The 16225-nt window shown below is 46.9% G+C and carries 14 protein-coding genes and 1 pseudogene; 9 read left to right on the top strand and 6 right to left on the bottom strand.

The annotated features are described in order from the left end of the window. Positions 1-236: 236 nt before the first annotated feature. A complete protein-coding gene (locus NDA06_RS23455; RefSeq protein ID WP_190985608.1) occupies positions 237-428 on the top strand; it encodes a hypothetical protein in 192 nt (63 codons plus the stop codon). A gap of 290 nt (positions 429-718) precedes the next feature. Here the strand turns inward: NDA06_RS23455 and NDA06_RS23460 are convergent, their stop codons facing one another. The 4 genes from NDA06_RS23460 to NDA06_RS23475 all read right to left on the bottom strand — a co-directional run bounded on the left by NDA06_RS23460 (position 719) and on the right by NDA06_RS23475 (position 6465). Further along, positions 719-1174 carry a DUF29 domain-containing protein gene (locus NDA06_RS23460; RefSeq protein WP_190679090.1) on the bottom strand — a complete coding sequence of 152 codons (456 nt, stop codon included), beginning with the start codon at positions 1172-1174 and terminating at the stop codon, positions 719-721. A 125-nt stretch (positions 1175-1299) separates the two neighbouring features. Next, positions 1300-3222, bottom strand: coding sequence for a plasmid segregation protein ParM domain-containing protein (locus NDA06_RS23465; RefSeq protein ID WP_190535509.1), 1923 nt, complete (start codon positions 3220-3222; stop codon positions 1300-1302). A gap of 138 nt (positions 3223-3360) precedes the next feature. Beyond that, positions 3361-4263, bottom strand: a complete 903-nt coding sequence (locus NDA06_RS23470; protein ID WP_190985609.1) for a hypothetical protein — start codon at positions 4261-4263, stop codon at positions 3361-3363. Between the two features lie 528 nt (positions 4264-4791). Continuing rightward, positions 4792-6465 (bottom strand): Ppx/GppA phosphatase family protein, encoded by a 1674-nt coding sequence (locus NDA06_RS23475; protein WP_190985610.1) that lies wholly within the window; start codon positions 6463-6465, stop codon positions 4792-4794. A gap of 109 nt (positions 6466-6574) precedes the next feature. Here NDA06_RS23475 and NDA06_RS23480 point away from each other — a divergent pair, with 109 nt between their 5' ends. The 4 genes from NDA06_RS23480 (at position 6575) to NDA06_RS23495 (ending at position 9299) form a co-directional block, all read left to right on the top strand. Continuing rightward, positions 6575-7459, top strand: coding sequence for a 4-hydroxybenzoate solanesyltransferase (locus NDA06_RS23480; protein WP_190430558.1), 885 nt, complete (start codon positions 6575-6577; stop codon positions 7457-7459). Positions 7460-7623: 164 nt separating this feature from the next. After that, the gene (locus NDA06_RS23485; RefSeq protein ID WP_190985611.1) at positions 7624-8121 is read left to right on the top strand and encodes a TIGR00725 family protein; all 498 of its coding nucleotides are present in this window, start codon (positions 7624-7626) and stop codon (positions 8119-8121) included. 227 nt (positions 8122-8348) lie between these two features. Next, positions 8349-8954, top strand: coding sequence for a superoxide dismutase (locus NDA06_RS23490; RefSeq protein WP_190432752.1), 606 nt, complete (start codon positions 8349-8351; stop codon positions 8952-8954). Between the two features lie 135 nt (positions 8955-9089). Next, positions 9090-9299, top strand: coding sequence for a hypothetical protein (locus tag NDA06_RS23495; protein ID WP_190432754.1), 210 nt, complete (start codon positions 9090-9092; stop codon positions 9297-9299). A gap of 6 nt (positions 9300-9305) precedes the next feature. Here NDA06_RS23495 and NDA06_RS23500 read toward each other — a convergent pair whose 3' ends face one another. Continuing rightward, on the bottom strand, positions 9306-9443 hold the full coding sequence (locus tag NDA06_RS23500; protein ID WP_206755353.1) for a hypothetical protein: 138 nt from the start codon (positions 9441-9443) through the stop codon (positions 9306-9308). A gap of 206 nt (positions 9444-9649) precedes the next feature. Here NDA06_RS23500 and ppk1 point away from each other — a divergent pair, with 206 nt between their 5' ends. The 4 genes from ppk1 (at position 9650) to NDA06_RS23520 (ending at position 15058) form a co-directional block, all read left to right on the top strand. Next, positions 9650-11818 (top strand): polyphosphate kinase 1, encoded by a 2169-nt coding sequence (gene ppk1 / locus NDA06_RS23505; RefSeq protein WP_190530420.1) that lies wholly within the window; start codon positions 9650-9652, stop codon positions 11816-11818. A 206-nt stretch (positions 11819-12024) separates the two neighbouring features. Beyond that, complete coding sequence (locus NDA06_RS23510) at positions 12025-13314, top strand: glucose-1-phosphate adenylyltransferase (protein ID WP_190410725.1); 1290 nt, start codon at positions 12025-12027, stop codon at positions 13312-13314. Positions 13315-13458: 144 nt separating this feature from the next. After that, a complete protein-coding gene (locus NDA06_RS23515; protein WP_190985612.1) occupies positions 13459-13974 on the top strand; it encodes an AAA family ATPase in 516 nt (171 codons plus the stop codon). Between the two features lie 76 nt (positions 13975-14050). Then, on the top strand, positions 14051-15058 hold the full coding sequence (locus NDA06_RS23520) for a DnaJ C-terminal domain-containing protein (RefSeq protein ID WP_190985613.1): 1008 nt from the start codon (positions 14051-14053) through the stop codon (positions 15056-15058). A gap of 66 nt (positions 15059-15124) precedes the next feature. On the opposite strand, the pseudogene NDA06_RS23525 reads toward NDA06_RS23520, so the two are convergent. Continuing rightward, a pseudogene (locus NDA06_RS23525) lies at positions 15125-16225 on the bottom strand (serine/threonine protein kinase); the annotation flags it as partial.

Here is a 16225-nt window from a genome sequence, read left to right on the forward strand (position 1 = left end):
TTTCTTGTTCGTATGCTTTGACTACTTTTTCTCGAAAGTCGATGGAGTAAGGTTTCATTCTACCTGTTCATGCACTGACCTTAATGTACTCTATATACCTGCAATCTGCTGTATATAAATACTATCGATGCCCATTTGTTCATGAATTCCGCGCCTCTCAATATGCTGCTTGTTTTAACCAAGGACAACACATCTCTGTCAGAAAGTTTTTCTCGGACATATCACCATCTGGAAAAGTGATACCTCGTGATGAGGTTAAACCTCAGTTAGATGTTGGTATTGGTGTCTTAACAGAAAGTATTAAGAAAGGTGCAGATATTGTCTATGACCTGATAATAGAAAAACAAGTGACAGATATTCCCTACGGATCTAGTGATGAAATTGAGATAGCAAAAAAAGTTAAGAGGTCGAAGGACGAGCGCCGTTAGCATATTCATTACCAAAAATATACTCATCTTTCGCATAAGATGCGTTAGAGCCACGTAACGATATCGAATGGAATCAATCCCTCAATCATTCATAGAATGAAATGACTTAAATGGTGTTGTTAAAATTCCCAAAACATGACTTATTTCCTTAATAAAATAGTCTCGCTTATCAATCCATATTTAAATATTAAATACCTTCTAATTCCTCTAACTGTCAGAAATGAGGCAAGAGTAATTAGCCTGAATGAGTAGCGCGATCGCTATCTTCAGTCAGAAGGGAAGGCGATCGCTTATTCTGGCAAAAAGTTAGAATCTAAAACTTCTGTGGATGTATAGGGACATAATTGCGGAAATATCTCTAATAGCAGTTCAGTTTCAGCACTCGCCTGTTCAACTGCATCTGCATAAGATTCAGCAAAGACTTCTTCAAGATAAGGCTTGAGGCTGGGAGAATCTTTTAGAGCTTCACGAATGCGTCTGCGATGCTCAACGATACTACCTTTCCAGCTACCGCTTCTTTTCTCTGGCTGAAATTGCCATTTAAGTAAGTGAGTCAGGACAATAATAAGATTACTCTTTAGACTCCGGCGCTCACTTCGTCCCATGTCCTCGATTTCTTCGATTAGATTTTCCCATTCGATATTAGGGTAGTCTCCAACCCGCAACTTTTCTACAGTAGTTTGAATCCATTTCAGGTAGTCCGTCTCGTACAAACTCTGTCGGTTAGCTTCTAGTTCTCTTGTCATAACCGTTTCCTCTCAAAGTCCCGAACTAGCTGACACAAGACTTCTCCCAATGGATTGTCAGTAATATTGTAGCGATCGCTCTCACCCAATCAGCCATAAGCAGCGAGGAAAGAGCGATCGCATCCCTACTGAATGAGAATTACTGCCTCTTCCGCCTTGGTATTTAGAGCTTTTTTCAATTCTTGCCCAACTTTCCCAATCAGTTCGTCAAAAGCTTCCTGATTCTCTGTTAGTTGTTGTCTGAAAACCTTCTCTAACTCAGGTTTCATTTGCTCGCAGGTAGAGTCGATCTTGCTATCGCTCAAAAGAAGAGAACGAGTCCAACTCGGAACATCTACCTTTGTCTTAATTGCTTCTTGGGTTTTGCTGCGGGTGATCTCTACTCCTGCGGCAAGAACTGAGGCACCATAGATTAGCACGATGGGCCAAGTTAAATGTCCGGTTAAAATTAGAGCGATGATGCTACCGACAGTCCCTCCACCAATCACCACGTTGACGATAAATCCTACCGTTTCGGCAAGAATAGTGTCTCCAATCGATAGGTCTGGACTAACCACATCAGGGTCGATACTTTCCTCAAACCTTAAGCTACTTCTGGGTATCTGAAACTTTTGACAAATGGGGTCGGTTTCTTCGGCTAATTCGGGTTGGATCTTGCTGTTAAACCAAGTGGCACATTGAGTATTGACAATTTGCCGAGCGCCAGAGCTTTCAATCCACTGCTCGGCCTGCTTTTTCATAGACTCTTCCAAATCAGCCAAAGTGCGTATTTTGTTGTTTTGCCAGTTTTTTAAACTTGGTTGAATTGTGCTTTCAATCAGCCCCTCTGATAGTGGCTTAGCCAGCAATTCGATTAACTCTGGAATATGTTTTTTGACCAGATCTTTTAACTTTTTTGAGTCAAATAGTGTATTGACCTCTTCTTTAAAGGCAGCAGCACGCAGATCCCATCTTCCTACCCGCGCTAAACCCAAGGCAATGCATCGTTCGGGTTCTGGATCGGGGCGAACTTGAGTGTCCGGTTCTGGGAAGATTTCCTCGCAAATCTGGCGCGTAAATTTCATCCGGGATGCACCCCCAGTCATCAGCAAAAGTTGCGGTATAAAACCTTGCTTATCGAGCCTTTCTTTCGCCTCGTTCACTGATTCCCGGAACGAATGAAGCCAACTCTTGCCGCCCAATTCTGGCAAAGGTTGGTTCAAGATTTCATCCATAACCCCTTTATTAACTTGAGGCACAAAGTAAATCTGTTCGTTGATCGACTCAAAGCCGCGTGCAAAAGATTGTGGATTGCTGTATACCTGTTCGTTAGAAAAGTAATCTTCCTTCGCTTTGCGGCAAGCAAGTTCGCAACGCGCTTGGTGATGAGGATATGCCTCAAATACTCGTTCGAGTAGTGCTTTTTCCTCGTGGTTAGCGAGAGTCTGGGCAAAAATTGCTTTATCGATTAGAGAAGCTCCCAGAGCATTACTTCCGAAATCTATCGGGATTTCGTGCAAACTTTTAACCAGAGTAAAATCCGTCGTTGAAGAGCCAATATCAACAATTAGCACCGACGATTTAAGTTTGTCATAAGAAAGCTTCCCGGCTTCCTTAGCTTGCATGAAAGCCGCCCGCGACTCTGGGACAACACTCACTAAGGGAATCCCCGATTCCTTCAGTAACTTTTGGTATTCTTCTCGTTCGTCCACAGACCATCCTGAAGGGCAACCAACATAAAATTGGCTAGTTTCTCCACCTTCAATCTGTTTGCTTTCTTTCAAAAGACGATAGTAAGTTTCTAGAAACTTGCTAATTGTTTCCCGATAAGTTGGGTCGGTATTTGGTTTTTGTTTGAAAGCAATTTTGAGCTGAGTAACGCCAGCTTGGATTAATGCTTGTTCTCCAATTAGATAACCGATATCGGGATGCCAAGCTAGTGCTGTGATTTGAACTTTTTTATTATTAACTTCAAGCATCCCTGGCGGCTCGATGCTCTCCACTCTCGCCTGAGCGACAGCGGTTTCACCGTGTCCCAGATCGAATCCGATAGTTTCTAAAACTTCCATTTTTATACTTTCCGCTAATCAACCATGTAAATGAGAGTTTTGATCCCCCCAACCCCCCTTGAAAAAGGGGGCTAAGAAAAAAGGGAAATACTATCTAAATGAAGATGCGACTACAAACAGCCCCGATGACAAGACATCTTACTCTCTAGCCTCGGAGTACGCTGGCTCAATCACTCGACCGCGTCGGAGCAAGCGATCGCCTTTAAACAAGGCGGGAGTTATCGTTACATAGTCTTTAGCGGCAGGATCGATACTTGGCTCGAAATCAAAATACTCGCGATGAGTATCATCCGCCTGGTAAATCTGAACCCGAATCCCCTGTTCCATTAAAATCTGTGGCAGCAGTTTGGTAAGTTCAAGCGACATCTGGGGTTTCCCTAGAATTGACGCACCCATTAGTCTCTGAAGCAGATTCAACAGTTCTGGTAGCTCTTCTATTCCACTATCATCAAGCGGTTTTTTTACTTCCTGAGTCCGAGCGACTGCCAAATCAATGGTGTTCAGCGCATCGGTAAGGTTGTCTAGAAAGACTTGGCTATCGACTCGGACGATCGGCTGGGGCGCTTCTACAGGTTGAAGAGAAACTGAACGGTTGGTGCGATCGCGTTTATCGATTTGGAACACCACTTCTAGTCCAACCAGCAGAGACACCAGCAAGATATCCATCCAAGCTCCTGGTGAATCTGAAGCCAAGGAGAATAGAGAATCTAAAATTCCTACGCAGATGAGTCCCTGTAGCACTTTCAGGATTATGGTTTTGGGAGAAACCCTTCCGACTGGGTTAGCACTCTGCTGAGGCTTTGGCTCCAAAACTTTCGTCTCATTGGCAGCGGTGAGAGTCCCCAAGGACTGCCGCAAAGTGTCCAGGAATAAAGAAGCCAGACGTACTTGAGCGACGCTTAACTCGCCAACGTAACTGCTCTGAATATTATCGAGTCGCTTTTGAACCAGCTTAACGACCTGCTCCGGGCTAGTTGCCTTATCAATCTCTGTCTGAACTTCGCTGCGTTCTTTGGTAAAAAGTGTATATAGTGTTTTCATCGCAAATTAAGGCTTTAGCGTTGCTAAAATATTGAACAATCGGTTATTTTACTAAAATTTTATATGAATACTGAAGCTAGTTTTACAAATTGATTTTTATGATTTTTTTAGGGTTAGGAAGCCGCCCAATATTTTTTTGAAAAGGTCATTTATTGAATTACCTTAAACAGTAACAAAGTTAATCTAAAACTTTCTGACTACCTTGATACTTTATCTATAATAGCTCGGTAAGGAATATTGCTATTTTTCTTACCAAGCAGAAGTTTTGAGAAGAGCTTCCTGCACGGTACTTAACTATAAAGATAACTTTTACGGCTGATTCTAACTTCTACCATAAGGAACAGCGCGATCGCGCTCAGGGGACTTAGCACAATTGAAGCATTCGCAGACCTTAACTTTTGAGCGTAAGCAGAAAAGCTCCCCATTCATTTACTTAAAGAGGCTACTACCGCAATCCTATTTGAGTTGCGATAGTAGCCCTTTAGATCCCCAAGTTCTTAAATGAGTCGAGGAGCTGGCTTTCACGAATTATTGAGGACTGCTATTGTTAATTGGAACAGCAGGAGCGTTCAAAACCGGCAGTATTTTAATGCCGTATTCTGCCTCAACAACGTCTTTTTTATAATCTAAACTCCAGATTTCTAAGGCACAATCATCATCTGGCTGAGTGGGTTTTATGTGGAGCTGAAGTTCTTTAGTTTCCGCGTTGTATTCGCACTGCACTTGCTGAACTGCCCCAATTTGTCTCCGGTCGAGAGCAACTGCCAATCTGAGCAAGGCACTCAACTGAGCAACGATCTGCCGGTGCTGTTTAGTCGGCAGATTTTGATAGTTCTCGTGCTTTTTCCTCGGCGCAGTCTTGCGGTGATAGCGGGCTAAATTCGCAATTACATCAATTTCGGCTTCCGTATAGCCTAAAAGTTCACCATTGCGAATTAAGTAAAAAGAGTGTTTGTGGTGGGAAGAATGACTGATATGGTGTCCGCAATTGTGTAAAATTGCGGCTGCCCACAGTAGTTCCCGTTCTTCTGAACCCCAATGGTGGAGGATGCCTTGGGTTTGGTCAAATAAGCTAAGGGCGAATTCTGCAACTCGCTGAGAGTATTCCAGGTTGACACCGTATTTGCGGGCGGTTTTGATTACATTACGCTCGCGTACAGAACTTTGGTAGCGCAGCTTGTCTTCGATTAAGCCGTGAGCGAGCATCCAATCGACGATCACTCCTTCGCGGAGACTCCGTTCGCAGACCGTTAGCAATTCAGCGCCTAGCAGCGTCATCGCTTCTTGTAAAATAACCGCCCCGGCAACAATAATTTCTGACCGCCGCTCTGACATTCCTGGTATGGCGGCTCGTTCTAAGTAATTGAGCCTTCGCAAGCGATTCACTAAGTCTCTCAAGTCATTAAGACTCAGCTGGTAGCCATTTAGCGAAAAGGGGTTAGTACCTAGTTTTTCTCGCGCGTGTATCGTCACCAGCGTCTCAATCGTCCCGGACGTTCCCACTAAACGCGGCTGTTCCCCTGGTTGGAGAACTGCCCGCAATTCATCAACGGCTCGTTCTAGCTGTCCGCGCACATAAGCTTGTAGGGACTGAAATTCGCCATTGCTGATGGGATCTGTGGTAATCAATTCTGCGGTTAGTCGGACGGCACCGACTTTAGTGCTGCTGAGCGATCGCGGTTCGTGACTATCCCCTAAAATTAACTCGGTCGAACCGCCGCCAATGTCAATAATGATGTGGGGATGGTTATTTAATTCCATTCCCGACAGCACGCCTAAGTAAATTCTCCGGGCTTCTTCTTGACCGGAAATTAGGTTGACAGATAAGCCCAAGTCTGCCTCTACTTGTTTTAAAAAGTCTCGCCCGTTGGGAGCTTCTCTTACCGCACTGGTTGCTACGGCGATTATTTGTTCGGCGTTGAGACTTTTGGCAATTCCCTGGAAACGGCGCAAGGCTGCGATCGCTCGTTCCATTGCCGCTGGTGTCAGATTGCCCGTCTTTTTATCGCGATCGCCCAGTCTCACCGTGTCTTTTTCTCTGGCAATAATCGAAAAAGCAGGCAGCTTGGGTTGAATTTGCACGACTACCATGTGCAGGGAATTGGTCCCTAAGTCAATCGCAGCGAGAATCCGATCTCGATCCACGCTAGGAGTTGAAACACCCGCAGAATTATCTTTAGCGTTGGCAACTAAATTGACCATTTCGATGTATCCAGGGTTGCAGAACCAGCCGAGATTTGATGAATAAGGATATTCTATAGGGGATAAAGATGTGATTAATGATATTTCTGGATACTCATTTTTCTAGACCATGCTGACCCAGCAAGAACACAAAGAAACAGAACCCACCTGGCTGACGGTTGTCCGGCTTTTGAGATGGGATAAGCCAGCAGGACGCCTGATATTGATGATTCCGGCACTATGGGCGGTCTTTCTGGCAGCAGCAGGAAAGCCACCGTTGCCGCTGGTAGGGGTGATTGTACTGGGTACTTTAGCGACCAGTGCTGCCGGGTGTGTTGTCAATGATTTGTGGGATCGGGATATCGATCCGCAAGTAGAAAGAACGCGATCGCGTCCCCTCGCCTCTCGCGCTTTGTCGGTCAAAACTGGCATCGTCGTTGCCTTGGTAGCGATGAGTTGCGCTGGGGTTCTCGCACTCTACCTTAATTCCCTTACTTTCTGGTTGTGCGTGGCGGCAGTTCCCGTAATTATTTTCTATCCCACCGCCAAGCGGGTGTTTCCAGTGCCTCAGCTAGTGCTGTCGATTGCTTGGGGTTTTGGCGTGCTGATTAGCTGGACTGCTGTAACTGCCAAGCTAGAAGAACCCACCTGGATTTTATGGGGCGCGACGGTACTCTGGACACTTGGATTTGACACCGTTTATGCCATGTCAGATCGGGAAGATGACCGGCGGATTGGCATTAATTCTAGCGCTTTATTTTTTGGCAATTATGCGGCTGAAGCTGTTGGTGTCTTCTTTACTGGCACGGTTATTTTGCTTGAATGGCTGGGAATTGTGATGGATCTAAAGCTTAGCTTTTGGATCGCTTTGAGTTTGGCAACCTTAGCTTGGATTTGGCAATATTCTCGCCTCAGCCGGAAAGATATCCCAACGCCAGTATATGGGGAAACTTTTCGCCAAAATGTTTGGATTGGTTTTGTTTTACTGGCTGGAATGATTGTTGGTTCTCTGTAGGTTTGAGTAAGTTTTTTGAAGATAAAGAACGCAAAGGCGATCGCAAAGATACGCTGAGGAAAATGCTAATTTATTGCACTTCTATTAATTTGCCTACCTTTGCGTAAAACTCTGCTTACCTCGGCGTTAAAAATTTCAACGCTTAGGAGTAAGGTCAGCTTGTCATGAAAAAAACCATAATTGGCGTCGTGGGACCAGGAGCCAACGCCACAGAAACTGACTTAGAAAATGCTTATAAATTCGGTCAATTCATCGCCCAAGAAGGATGGGTTTTGCTGACTGGTGGCAGAAATGCTGGTGTGATGGATGCGGCGAGTAAAGGGGCAAAATTTGCTAATGGTTTAACAATTGGCATTCTTCCCACTAACGATACCAGCGCGGTTTCTGATGCCGTAGATATTGCAATTGTTACCGATATGGGAAATGCGAGAAATAATATTAATGTCCTTTCTTCTGATGTTGTGATTGCCTGCGGCATGGGTGCAGGAACCGCTTCAGAAATTGCCCTGGCTTTGAAGAACTATAAAAAAGTGATTTTATTAACGAATCATCCAGAAAGTAAAGCTTTTTTCCAAAGCTTGTCTGAAGACTCTATTTTGATTGCCAATACTCCAGCAGCGGCAATCGAAATGGTTAGAGGAGTTTTGAGCGATCGCCATTAATTATCCCTTTGGGTAGATGCACCAAGGAGAAATTAGTGGGGAGTACAGCTTAAATTGGCACATAGCGTTGATTTTGGCTGTCTCTCGACTTTTAAGGTACAATCCAGTGGTTAAGTTTTATATCGCTAGCGATCGCAACCTCGATCGGACGAGACTTAGATCCTTAAGAAGAAAAAACTTCTCCCTTAGTTTTAAGCTAGAAAGCAGTTAGCAGAGGATTGAACACAATGGCATTTGAATTACCCCCTTTACCTTACGATCAAGACGCTTTAGAGTCGTCAGGTATGTCGGCGCGGACACTTGAGTTCCATTACGGCAAGCATCACGCTGCTTACGTGAACACTCTCAACAATCTAGTTAAGGACACAGAACTAGCCGACAAGTCGCTTGAAGAAATCATCAAGGCAACCTACAAAGCCTCAGATAAAGCTGCTGTATTCAACAACGCTGCTCAGGTATGGAATCATACCTTCTATTGGAATGGCATCAAGCCAAATGGAGGCGGCAATCCGAGTGGCGAACTAGCGGAAAAAATTAACGCCAGCTTCGGTAGCCTTGACAAATTCAAAGAAGAGTTCAAAAATGCCGGAGGCACTCAATTCGGTAGTGGTTGGGCTTGGCTAATCAAGGATGGCGATACCCTAAAAGTAACCAAGTCTCCGAACGCAGAAAACCCGATTGCCTACGGACAAACTCCCTTGCTAACAATGGATGTTTGGGAACATGCCTACTATCTGGATTACCAGAATAGCCGCCCCAACTTCATGCAGAACTTTGTTGACCACTTGATCAACTGGGACTTTGTTGCCCAGAATTTAACGGCATCTGCTTAAATAACGGCTGATGTTTCAGCTACGTCAAATTTAATCATCTGGAAAACAGCCACGTTAGTAGTGGCTGTTTTTTTATTATCTGTAAACTTCGGCTGCCTGTATCTTTAAAGAAGATACATTCCCACCAGATAAATCATGGATAGCAAAGAACTAGCCCAATACATTGAAGCCACAGATAGCATTTCCAAGCCTTGGCTATTAGTGCAATTGCGGCTAAAAAAACTCCAAGAACGCCGCCCGACTATCTCACCAGAGGAATATGTTCAAGAATTAGCAGATATTCATCAGGACTTGATGAATCTGGGTGAGTGGTGGCGGGGAAGGGAAGATGAGGTATTTGGTTAATAAGACTCATCGAATCGCTATCGTCAGCTGGGCAGAGGCTTGGCAACCCGTGCGGGTGAAGTATCCAGTTAAAGGAGGGAGTAGCGATCGCTCGCCCGGAGCCTGCCTTGAGAGCATAAACCTATCGCTTTTGCATGAGGTCATGATATTTAACGCCTTTCTGTAGATAGGTTTTGGGTCATCTAAGTCAGGATACGATGAATTAATAACACAGCCAGAATTAAGATAAGCGCATTTTAAAAATGAGTGGTAAAACAATCAGCGCGAATCTGCGATCAATTCAGATGGAATTCACTGGTTGGTGTTGCAAGTAACAATGAATACCTGCCAGCCTGACTGCCATTAGAATTATGTCAAAAGCGAAAAAGACCGCAGCAACACACCATAATATTGACCTAAACCATCCGCAGTACTATTTCAACCGCGAACTCAGCTGGTTGGAGTTTAACAATCGAGTTTTGCATGAAGCGATCGATCCTCGGACGCCGCTGCTAGAACGCCTGAAATTCATGGGGATTTTTAGTGCCAACTTCGACGAATATTTCATGGTGCGCGTTGCTGCTCTTAAGCAACAGGTGGAAGCAAAAGTGAGCCAGCTGACGCCCGATGGTCGGACACCAAGCGACCAGCTAGAAGAGATTAGCTTGGCAGCGCGACCTCTGGTAGCACAACAGCATCAACACTTTGAGAAAGCATTGCGACCCTTGATGACCGCGCAAGGCATTCATCTTTTAGACTACGTGGATCTGAACCAGGAACAGCGGGCTTACCTGCAAAACTATTTTGAAGAGCAAATTTTCCCAGTTCTGACCCCCTTAGCTGTTGATCCCAGCCATCCTTTTCCCTATATGTCTAACCTCAGTCTGAATCTGGCTGTGGTGGTGAAAGACCCAGACACGGGGGAAGAACTGTTTGCCAGAGTGAAAGTCCCAAAAGTTTTACCTCGATTTTTGCCCTTACGGTTGGAGTCCGGGCTGGGAAGTCGGTCGTCTGGACTCGAAGAGGAACGATTCCGGAATGAACGCCTGATTTGGATGGGTGTGCCCCTAGAACAGGTGATTGCTCATAATCTAGAGTCACTGTTTCCGGGGATGAATATCCAGGAATATCACCCCTTCCGAATCACTCGCAATGCAGATTTGGAGGTGGAAGAAGATGAAGCCGACGATCTGATGCTGGCGATTGAGCAAGAACTGCGGAAACGTCGGGTGGGTGGTTCGGCGGTACGGATGGAAATTCAAGCTTCAATGCCCGAATCCATGAAAGGGATGCTGATGCGGGAACTGGGGCTGTTGGAGCGGGATGTTTACGAGGTGGACGGGCTATTGGGGCTGGCAGACTTGATGTACTTCATGCAATTGCCACTCCCGGAACTGAAAGACCCTGTGTGGACACCAGGGATACCCCCACGCCTGCGGCGGCTCAGTGAAGGAGATTTGGATGAGGGAGAAGATATTTTCTCGGTCATTCGCACCGCAGATTTGATGGTTCACCATCCTTATCAATCTTTTGGAGGAACGGTACAGCGCTTCATTACCCAAGCGGCAATCGATCCAAATGTGCTGGCGATTAAAATGACTCTCTACCGAACATCCGGGGACTCGCCGATTCTCAATGCCCTGATTACAGCGGCTGAGCATGGCAAGCAAGTAGCGGTTCTGGTGGAACTAAAAGCCCGTTTTGATGAAGAGAACAATATTAACTGGGCACGCAAGTTAGAACAAGCGGGCGTTCATGTGGTCTATGGGTTGGTGGGTTTAAAGACGCATACCAAAGTGGTTTTGGTAGTACGCCGAGAAGAAAACCAAATTCGCCGGTATGTCCACATCGGTACGGGGAACTATAATCCCAAAACCGCTCGAATTTATACAGATGTGGGGCTATTAAGCTGCCGTGAAGACTTGGGGGCGGATTTAACGGATTTGTTTAATTACTTGACGGGTTACTCGCGGCAACGGTCTTACCGCAAGTTGTTGGTGTCGCCGGTGAACTGCCGCGATCGCTTTTTGAGTTTGATCCGCCGCGAGATAGAACATTGCCATCATGGCAAAAGCGGTCGAATTGTCGCCAAGATGAATTCACTGACAGATCCCCAACTCATTGCCTCGCTTTACGAAGCTAGCATCGCTGGGGTAAAAATCGATTTGATTATCCGCGGAATTTGCTGTCTGCGACCCGGTGTGGAAGGAGTCAGTGAAAATATCCGGACGATTAGTGTTGTCGGGCGTTATCTAGAACACTCGCGGATTTTTTACTTTCAAAATGCTGGCAGTGAGGAAGTTTATATCGGCAGTGCTGATTGGATGCGCCGCAACTTGGATCGACGAGTAGAAGCGATCGCGCCAATAGAAGATCCCGAAATTTCTAAAGATTTACAAGAAATCTTAGGAATTATGCTCGCCGATAACCGTCACGCTTGGGATTTACAACCAGATGGTCGTTACATCCAACGCCACCCCGGTGACAAGGAAAGAGAACAAAGTGCCCAGAAAATTTTGATGGAAATGGCACAGCAATAGGGTAGTGGGAAACGAGCGTGTTGAGTTTTGAATTTTGAGTTTTGAATAAAAAAGAGTGCTTTAATTCAAAACTCAACACTGATTCCTTGAAACTTTTTCCCAATTATCTATAACCCCTAACATCGATTCCCCCTCCCCCCCTTGCCAACTGCTCCAGACCGTCCGACACTGGTTTTGGGAGTTGACTGGCAATCGAGAGGTTTGAAGTGAAAAAAGTTCTAAGCATTATTCTCGGAGGTGGCGCTGGCACCCGCCTTTACCCGCTGACCAAGTTGCGAGCGAAGCCAGCCGTGCCTCTGGCAGGAAAGTATCGCCTAATCGATATTCCGGTCAGTAATTGCATTAACTCAGAAATTTACAAAATCTACGTCCTGACCCAATTCAACTCAGCTTCCCTCAACCGCCATATTGCCCGCGCCTACAGTTTCGCAGGGTTCACAGAAGGGTTTGTGGAGGTGCTAGCCGCCCAGCAAACGCCAGAAAACCCCAACTGGTTCCAAGGCACTGCCGATGCTGTCCGTCAGTATCTCTGGCTGTTGGATGAGTGGGATGTTGATGAGTACCTGATTTTGTCAGGAGATCATCTCTACCGCATGGACTATCGCCAGTTCGTGCAACGCCACCGCGACACTAATGCCGATATCACCCTCTCCGTTGTGCCAATGGATGAGCGACGGGCGTCCGATTTCGGCTTAATGAAAATCGATGATACCGGACGGGTGATAGATTTCAGCGAAAAGCCTAAAGGCGATGCTCTCAAGGAGATGCAGGTCGATACGACAACGCTGGGATTGAGTGCGGAACAAGCGAAGAAAAATCCCTACATCGCCTCAATGGGGATTTATGTCTTCAAAAAAGACGTGCTGATGCATCTGCTGCAAACTAACCAAGAGCGAACCGATTTTGGTAAGGAGATTATCCCCGCTTCGGCGCAGGATTATAACGTTCAAGCTTATTTATTTAATGACTACTGGGAAGATATTGGAACGATGGAGTCGTTCTACGAGGCGAACTTGGCTCTCACCAGACAACCGCAGCCACCTTTTAGTTTCTACGATGAGGATGCTCCGATTTACACTCGCGCTCGTTATTTACCGCCCAGTAAGCTGTTAGATTGCCAAATCACCGAGTCGATTATTGGGGAAGGCTGCATCCTGAAAGAATGCCGGATTGAGCATTCAGTTTTGGGAGTGCGATCGCGCATTGAATCGGGTTCCTTAATTGAAGACTCCCTCGTCATGGGTGCCGACTTATACCAACCCTTCGCAGAACGACAAGCTCACTGTGAAGACGGTAAAGTTCCCTTGGGGATTGGTTCGGACACCCGGATTCGCCGCGCTATCATTGACAAAAACGCCCACATTGGTTGCAATGTGCAAATCATTAACAAAGACAGGGTGGAAGAAGCCAACCGCGAAAGCGAAGGTTTCTACATCCGTAGCGGGATTGTTGTGGTACTGAAAAATGCCGTGATTCCGGATGGAACCGTCATTTAAGGTGGAAATTAGTACCGGGAGTTGCTAATTGGGAAAAAGTTGAAGTAGAGACGCGATTCTCGCGTTTGAATTTGGGTTTTGAATTAAAGAACTCTCTTTAACTCAAGACTCAAAACTCTAATTACCCGCTCCCAACACCGAAACATGACTCGATTAATTCTCCTAATTGGGTTGCCCTGTAGCGGCAAATCTTCTCTAGCACAACAGCTCGTAGCAGAACGCCCTCAGCATCGGCTGATTGCCACAGACGCGATCCGGGAACAACTGTTTGGGGATGAAGCAATTCAAGGGTCGTGGCTGTTAGTGTGGAGCGAAGTACAGCGCCAATTCAGCCAAGCAGTTGAGGAGAAAAGACAAGCGATTTTCGACGCGACGAATGCGGCTCGTAAACATCGCCGGGAAGCGATCGCTACTTCTCGCGATCGCGGTTTTACCCACATTACCGGCTTGTGGCTGGATACGCCAGTGCAGGAATGTCTAGAAAGAAATCGATTAAGACTGCGCCAAGTCCCGGAAGAAGTTATTTTACAGATGCACCGCCAACTGGTAGACGCTCCGCCCACCCTAGCTGATGGACTCGATCGTTTAATCCGTTATTCAGCGACAAGTACGGAAATCGCGATCGCATCAGTGCGGACAAACCGAACTTATATCCATTGACTGATTTGATACCCTATCTCTGAGAAGGTAAAAAATAAAACTTAAACTAAATTTTTAGACGAGAGGAGGGAGGTTGATGGCTGCGACCGATTTTAAAGACTATTACGCCATCCTGGGAGTCACTAAAACCGCCAGTGCCGATGAAATCAAAAAAGTCTACCGGCGACTGGCACGAAAGTACCACCCCGACATGAACCCTGGCAACAAAGAAGCTGAAGCTCGCTTCAAGGAAGTCAGCGAAGCCTACGAAGTGCTATCCGACCCAGAAAAACGTAAAAAGTACGATCAGTTCGGACAGTACTGGAAACAAGTCGGGGAAGGAGCGTCACCCTATCCAGGCGGAGTGAACGTTGATTTTGGCGGCTTTGACTTTAGTCAGTACGGCAGTTTTGATGAATTTGTCAACGATCTCCTGGGCGGTTTAGGGGGTGCCAGTGCCCGTTCTGGCAGCCGTGCTGGACGCCGCACGACTTATCGCACTTCTACAGGCCCCACTGGGTATACAGACTTTGGCGGGTATTCTGGCTTCGATCCGCAAGCTGCCGCAGCCGCCGATCGAGAAGCGGTCATCAAACTCAGCCTATCCGAGGCTTTTCATGGCGTCCAGAAGCGTTTAGATTTAGGCAATGAAGCCATTGACGTTCGGATTCCTCCGGGTACAAAACAAGGCAGTCGAATTCGCGTCAAAGGCAAAGGTTCAGTCAGCCCCTATACTCAGCAGCGGGGTGACTTGTACTTAACAGTGGAGCTGCTGCCCCACTCGTTCTTCCAATTCGATGGTGATAATCTCGTCTGCGAAGTGCCGGTAACGCCAGATGAGGCCGTGTTGGGGGCACCCGTGGAAGTGCCGACGCCGGATGGTTCTGTCACTGTCAACGTTCCCTCTGGTGTCCGTTCGGGACAATCTCTGCGGTTGCGCGGTAAAGGTTGGCCCAATCCTAAAGGCGGACGTTCCGATCAGCTGGTAAAGATTTTGATTGTGACGCCGAAAGAACTCAGTTCTACGGAACGAGAATATTACGAGAAAATCCGGGAGAGCCGCACCTTCAATCCCCGCAGCAATTTGCCGCAGGTACGGCTGTAGACGTTATCCGAGCTTTTTATCTGAACCCCACCCCTTACTCTCCCCCAAAGAGGTAAGGGGTTTCATTTAGGGGGAAGGAGTGGTTGTTTGTGCCGGTTCAGGCGAGGCAGTGGTCGTTTCAGCCGGTTCAGGTGAGGAAGCCGGAGGGTTTTCCACGCCGATATCAAGTTGATAATCAACGGGCTGGGAAGCTTCGGAAACAACGATGAATTCGTAGTAGCCTGATTGAGGCAGGGTTCCCGACCAAATTTTTTCGGTGGAGTCTTCGAGGATTGGGGGAAATGTACTGGTTGGGGGGTAAAGGGAAAGCCGCAGTTTTGAACTCCCCGTAAAGTTAACTGCTAATAATTGATTTTGGGCAAAGTTGCCGATGTAGGCTTTTCCTTCTCCTGGTTGGAGGGTGCCGCTGACTCGTTTGCCCACTGCCCCTGAAGCAAAGCGAATTGTTTCCAGCGCCTCTTGAGATTGCACTGCTTTGACTTTCTCCCCAGCGATCGCGTGCCAGATTTGACCGACTGGCTGATTGAGAAAATCTCTGCCCCGCTGTTCTGGAAATACTTGGAAAAATGCCACATCTGCGAGATCGTAGAGGGCGCGACTGCTCAGGTTTCGCTGGTTGACTTGCCCTTTCCAGCGATCGCGATCCGCTGCACCATAGCTTCCTAAACGCTGTCTCGCTGCGCCTGGTAATTTCGCCTGATCTAGCTTATCGAGCAATTCAGTTGCGATCCGATCCCATTGCTCTCGTAATTGCTCATTTTCTGGCCCATTCCCCAGCGTGCGCCCTCGTTGATTGGGGTTCTGAGTCCAGAAAACTTCATTCACCCAGTTGACATAGAAATTGTAGTTAACGCCGAGACTTTGACGGCGATCGCGCAGCTGCTGCTTGCGTGCCTGTTCCGCAGGCGAAAACTGCGAGGAAGGATTTTCCTGATCGACGGGCGGCGAAGAACTGGGTGAGGGTGTGGCATCGGAGGTTTCTTCCCCAGACTTCGATAGTGATTGTATCCAAAGATTGCCAGCCCACCAGCCGATTCCAGTCGCGCCCGTAATCAGCAGCGACACGACCAAAGTTTTTCCCACTAAACCGAGAAAGGGAGATTGCGGTTTGGGGGTTGGCGGCGGTAATGGATTGGGGGTTGGGATGGGCTGGGTAGCGTTGGGGAT

The organism is Trichocoleus sp. ST-U1 (genome assembly GCF_039961835.1).
Lineage (GTDB): Bacteria > Cyanobacteriota > Cyanobacteriia > Cyanobacteriales > FACHB-T130 > FACHB-T130.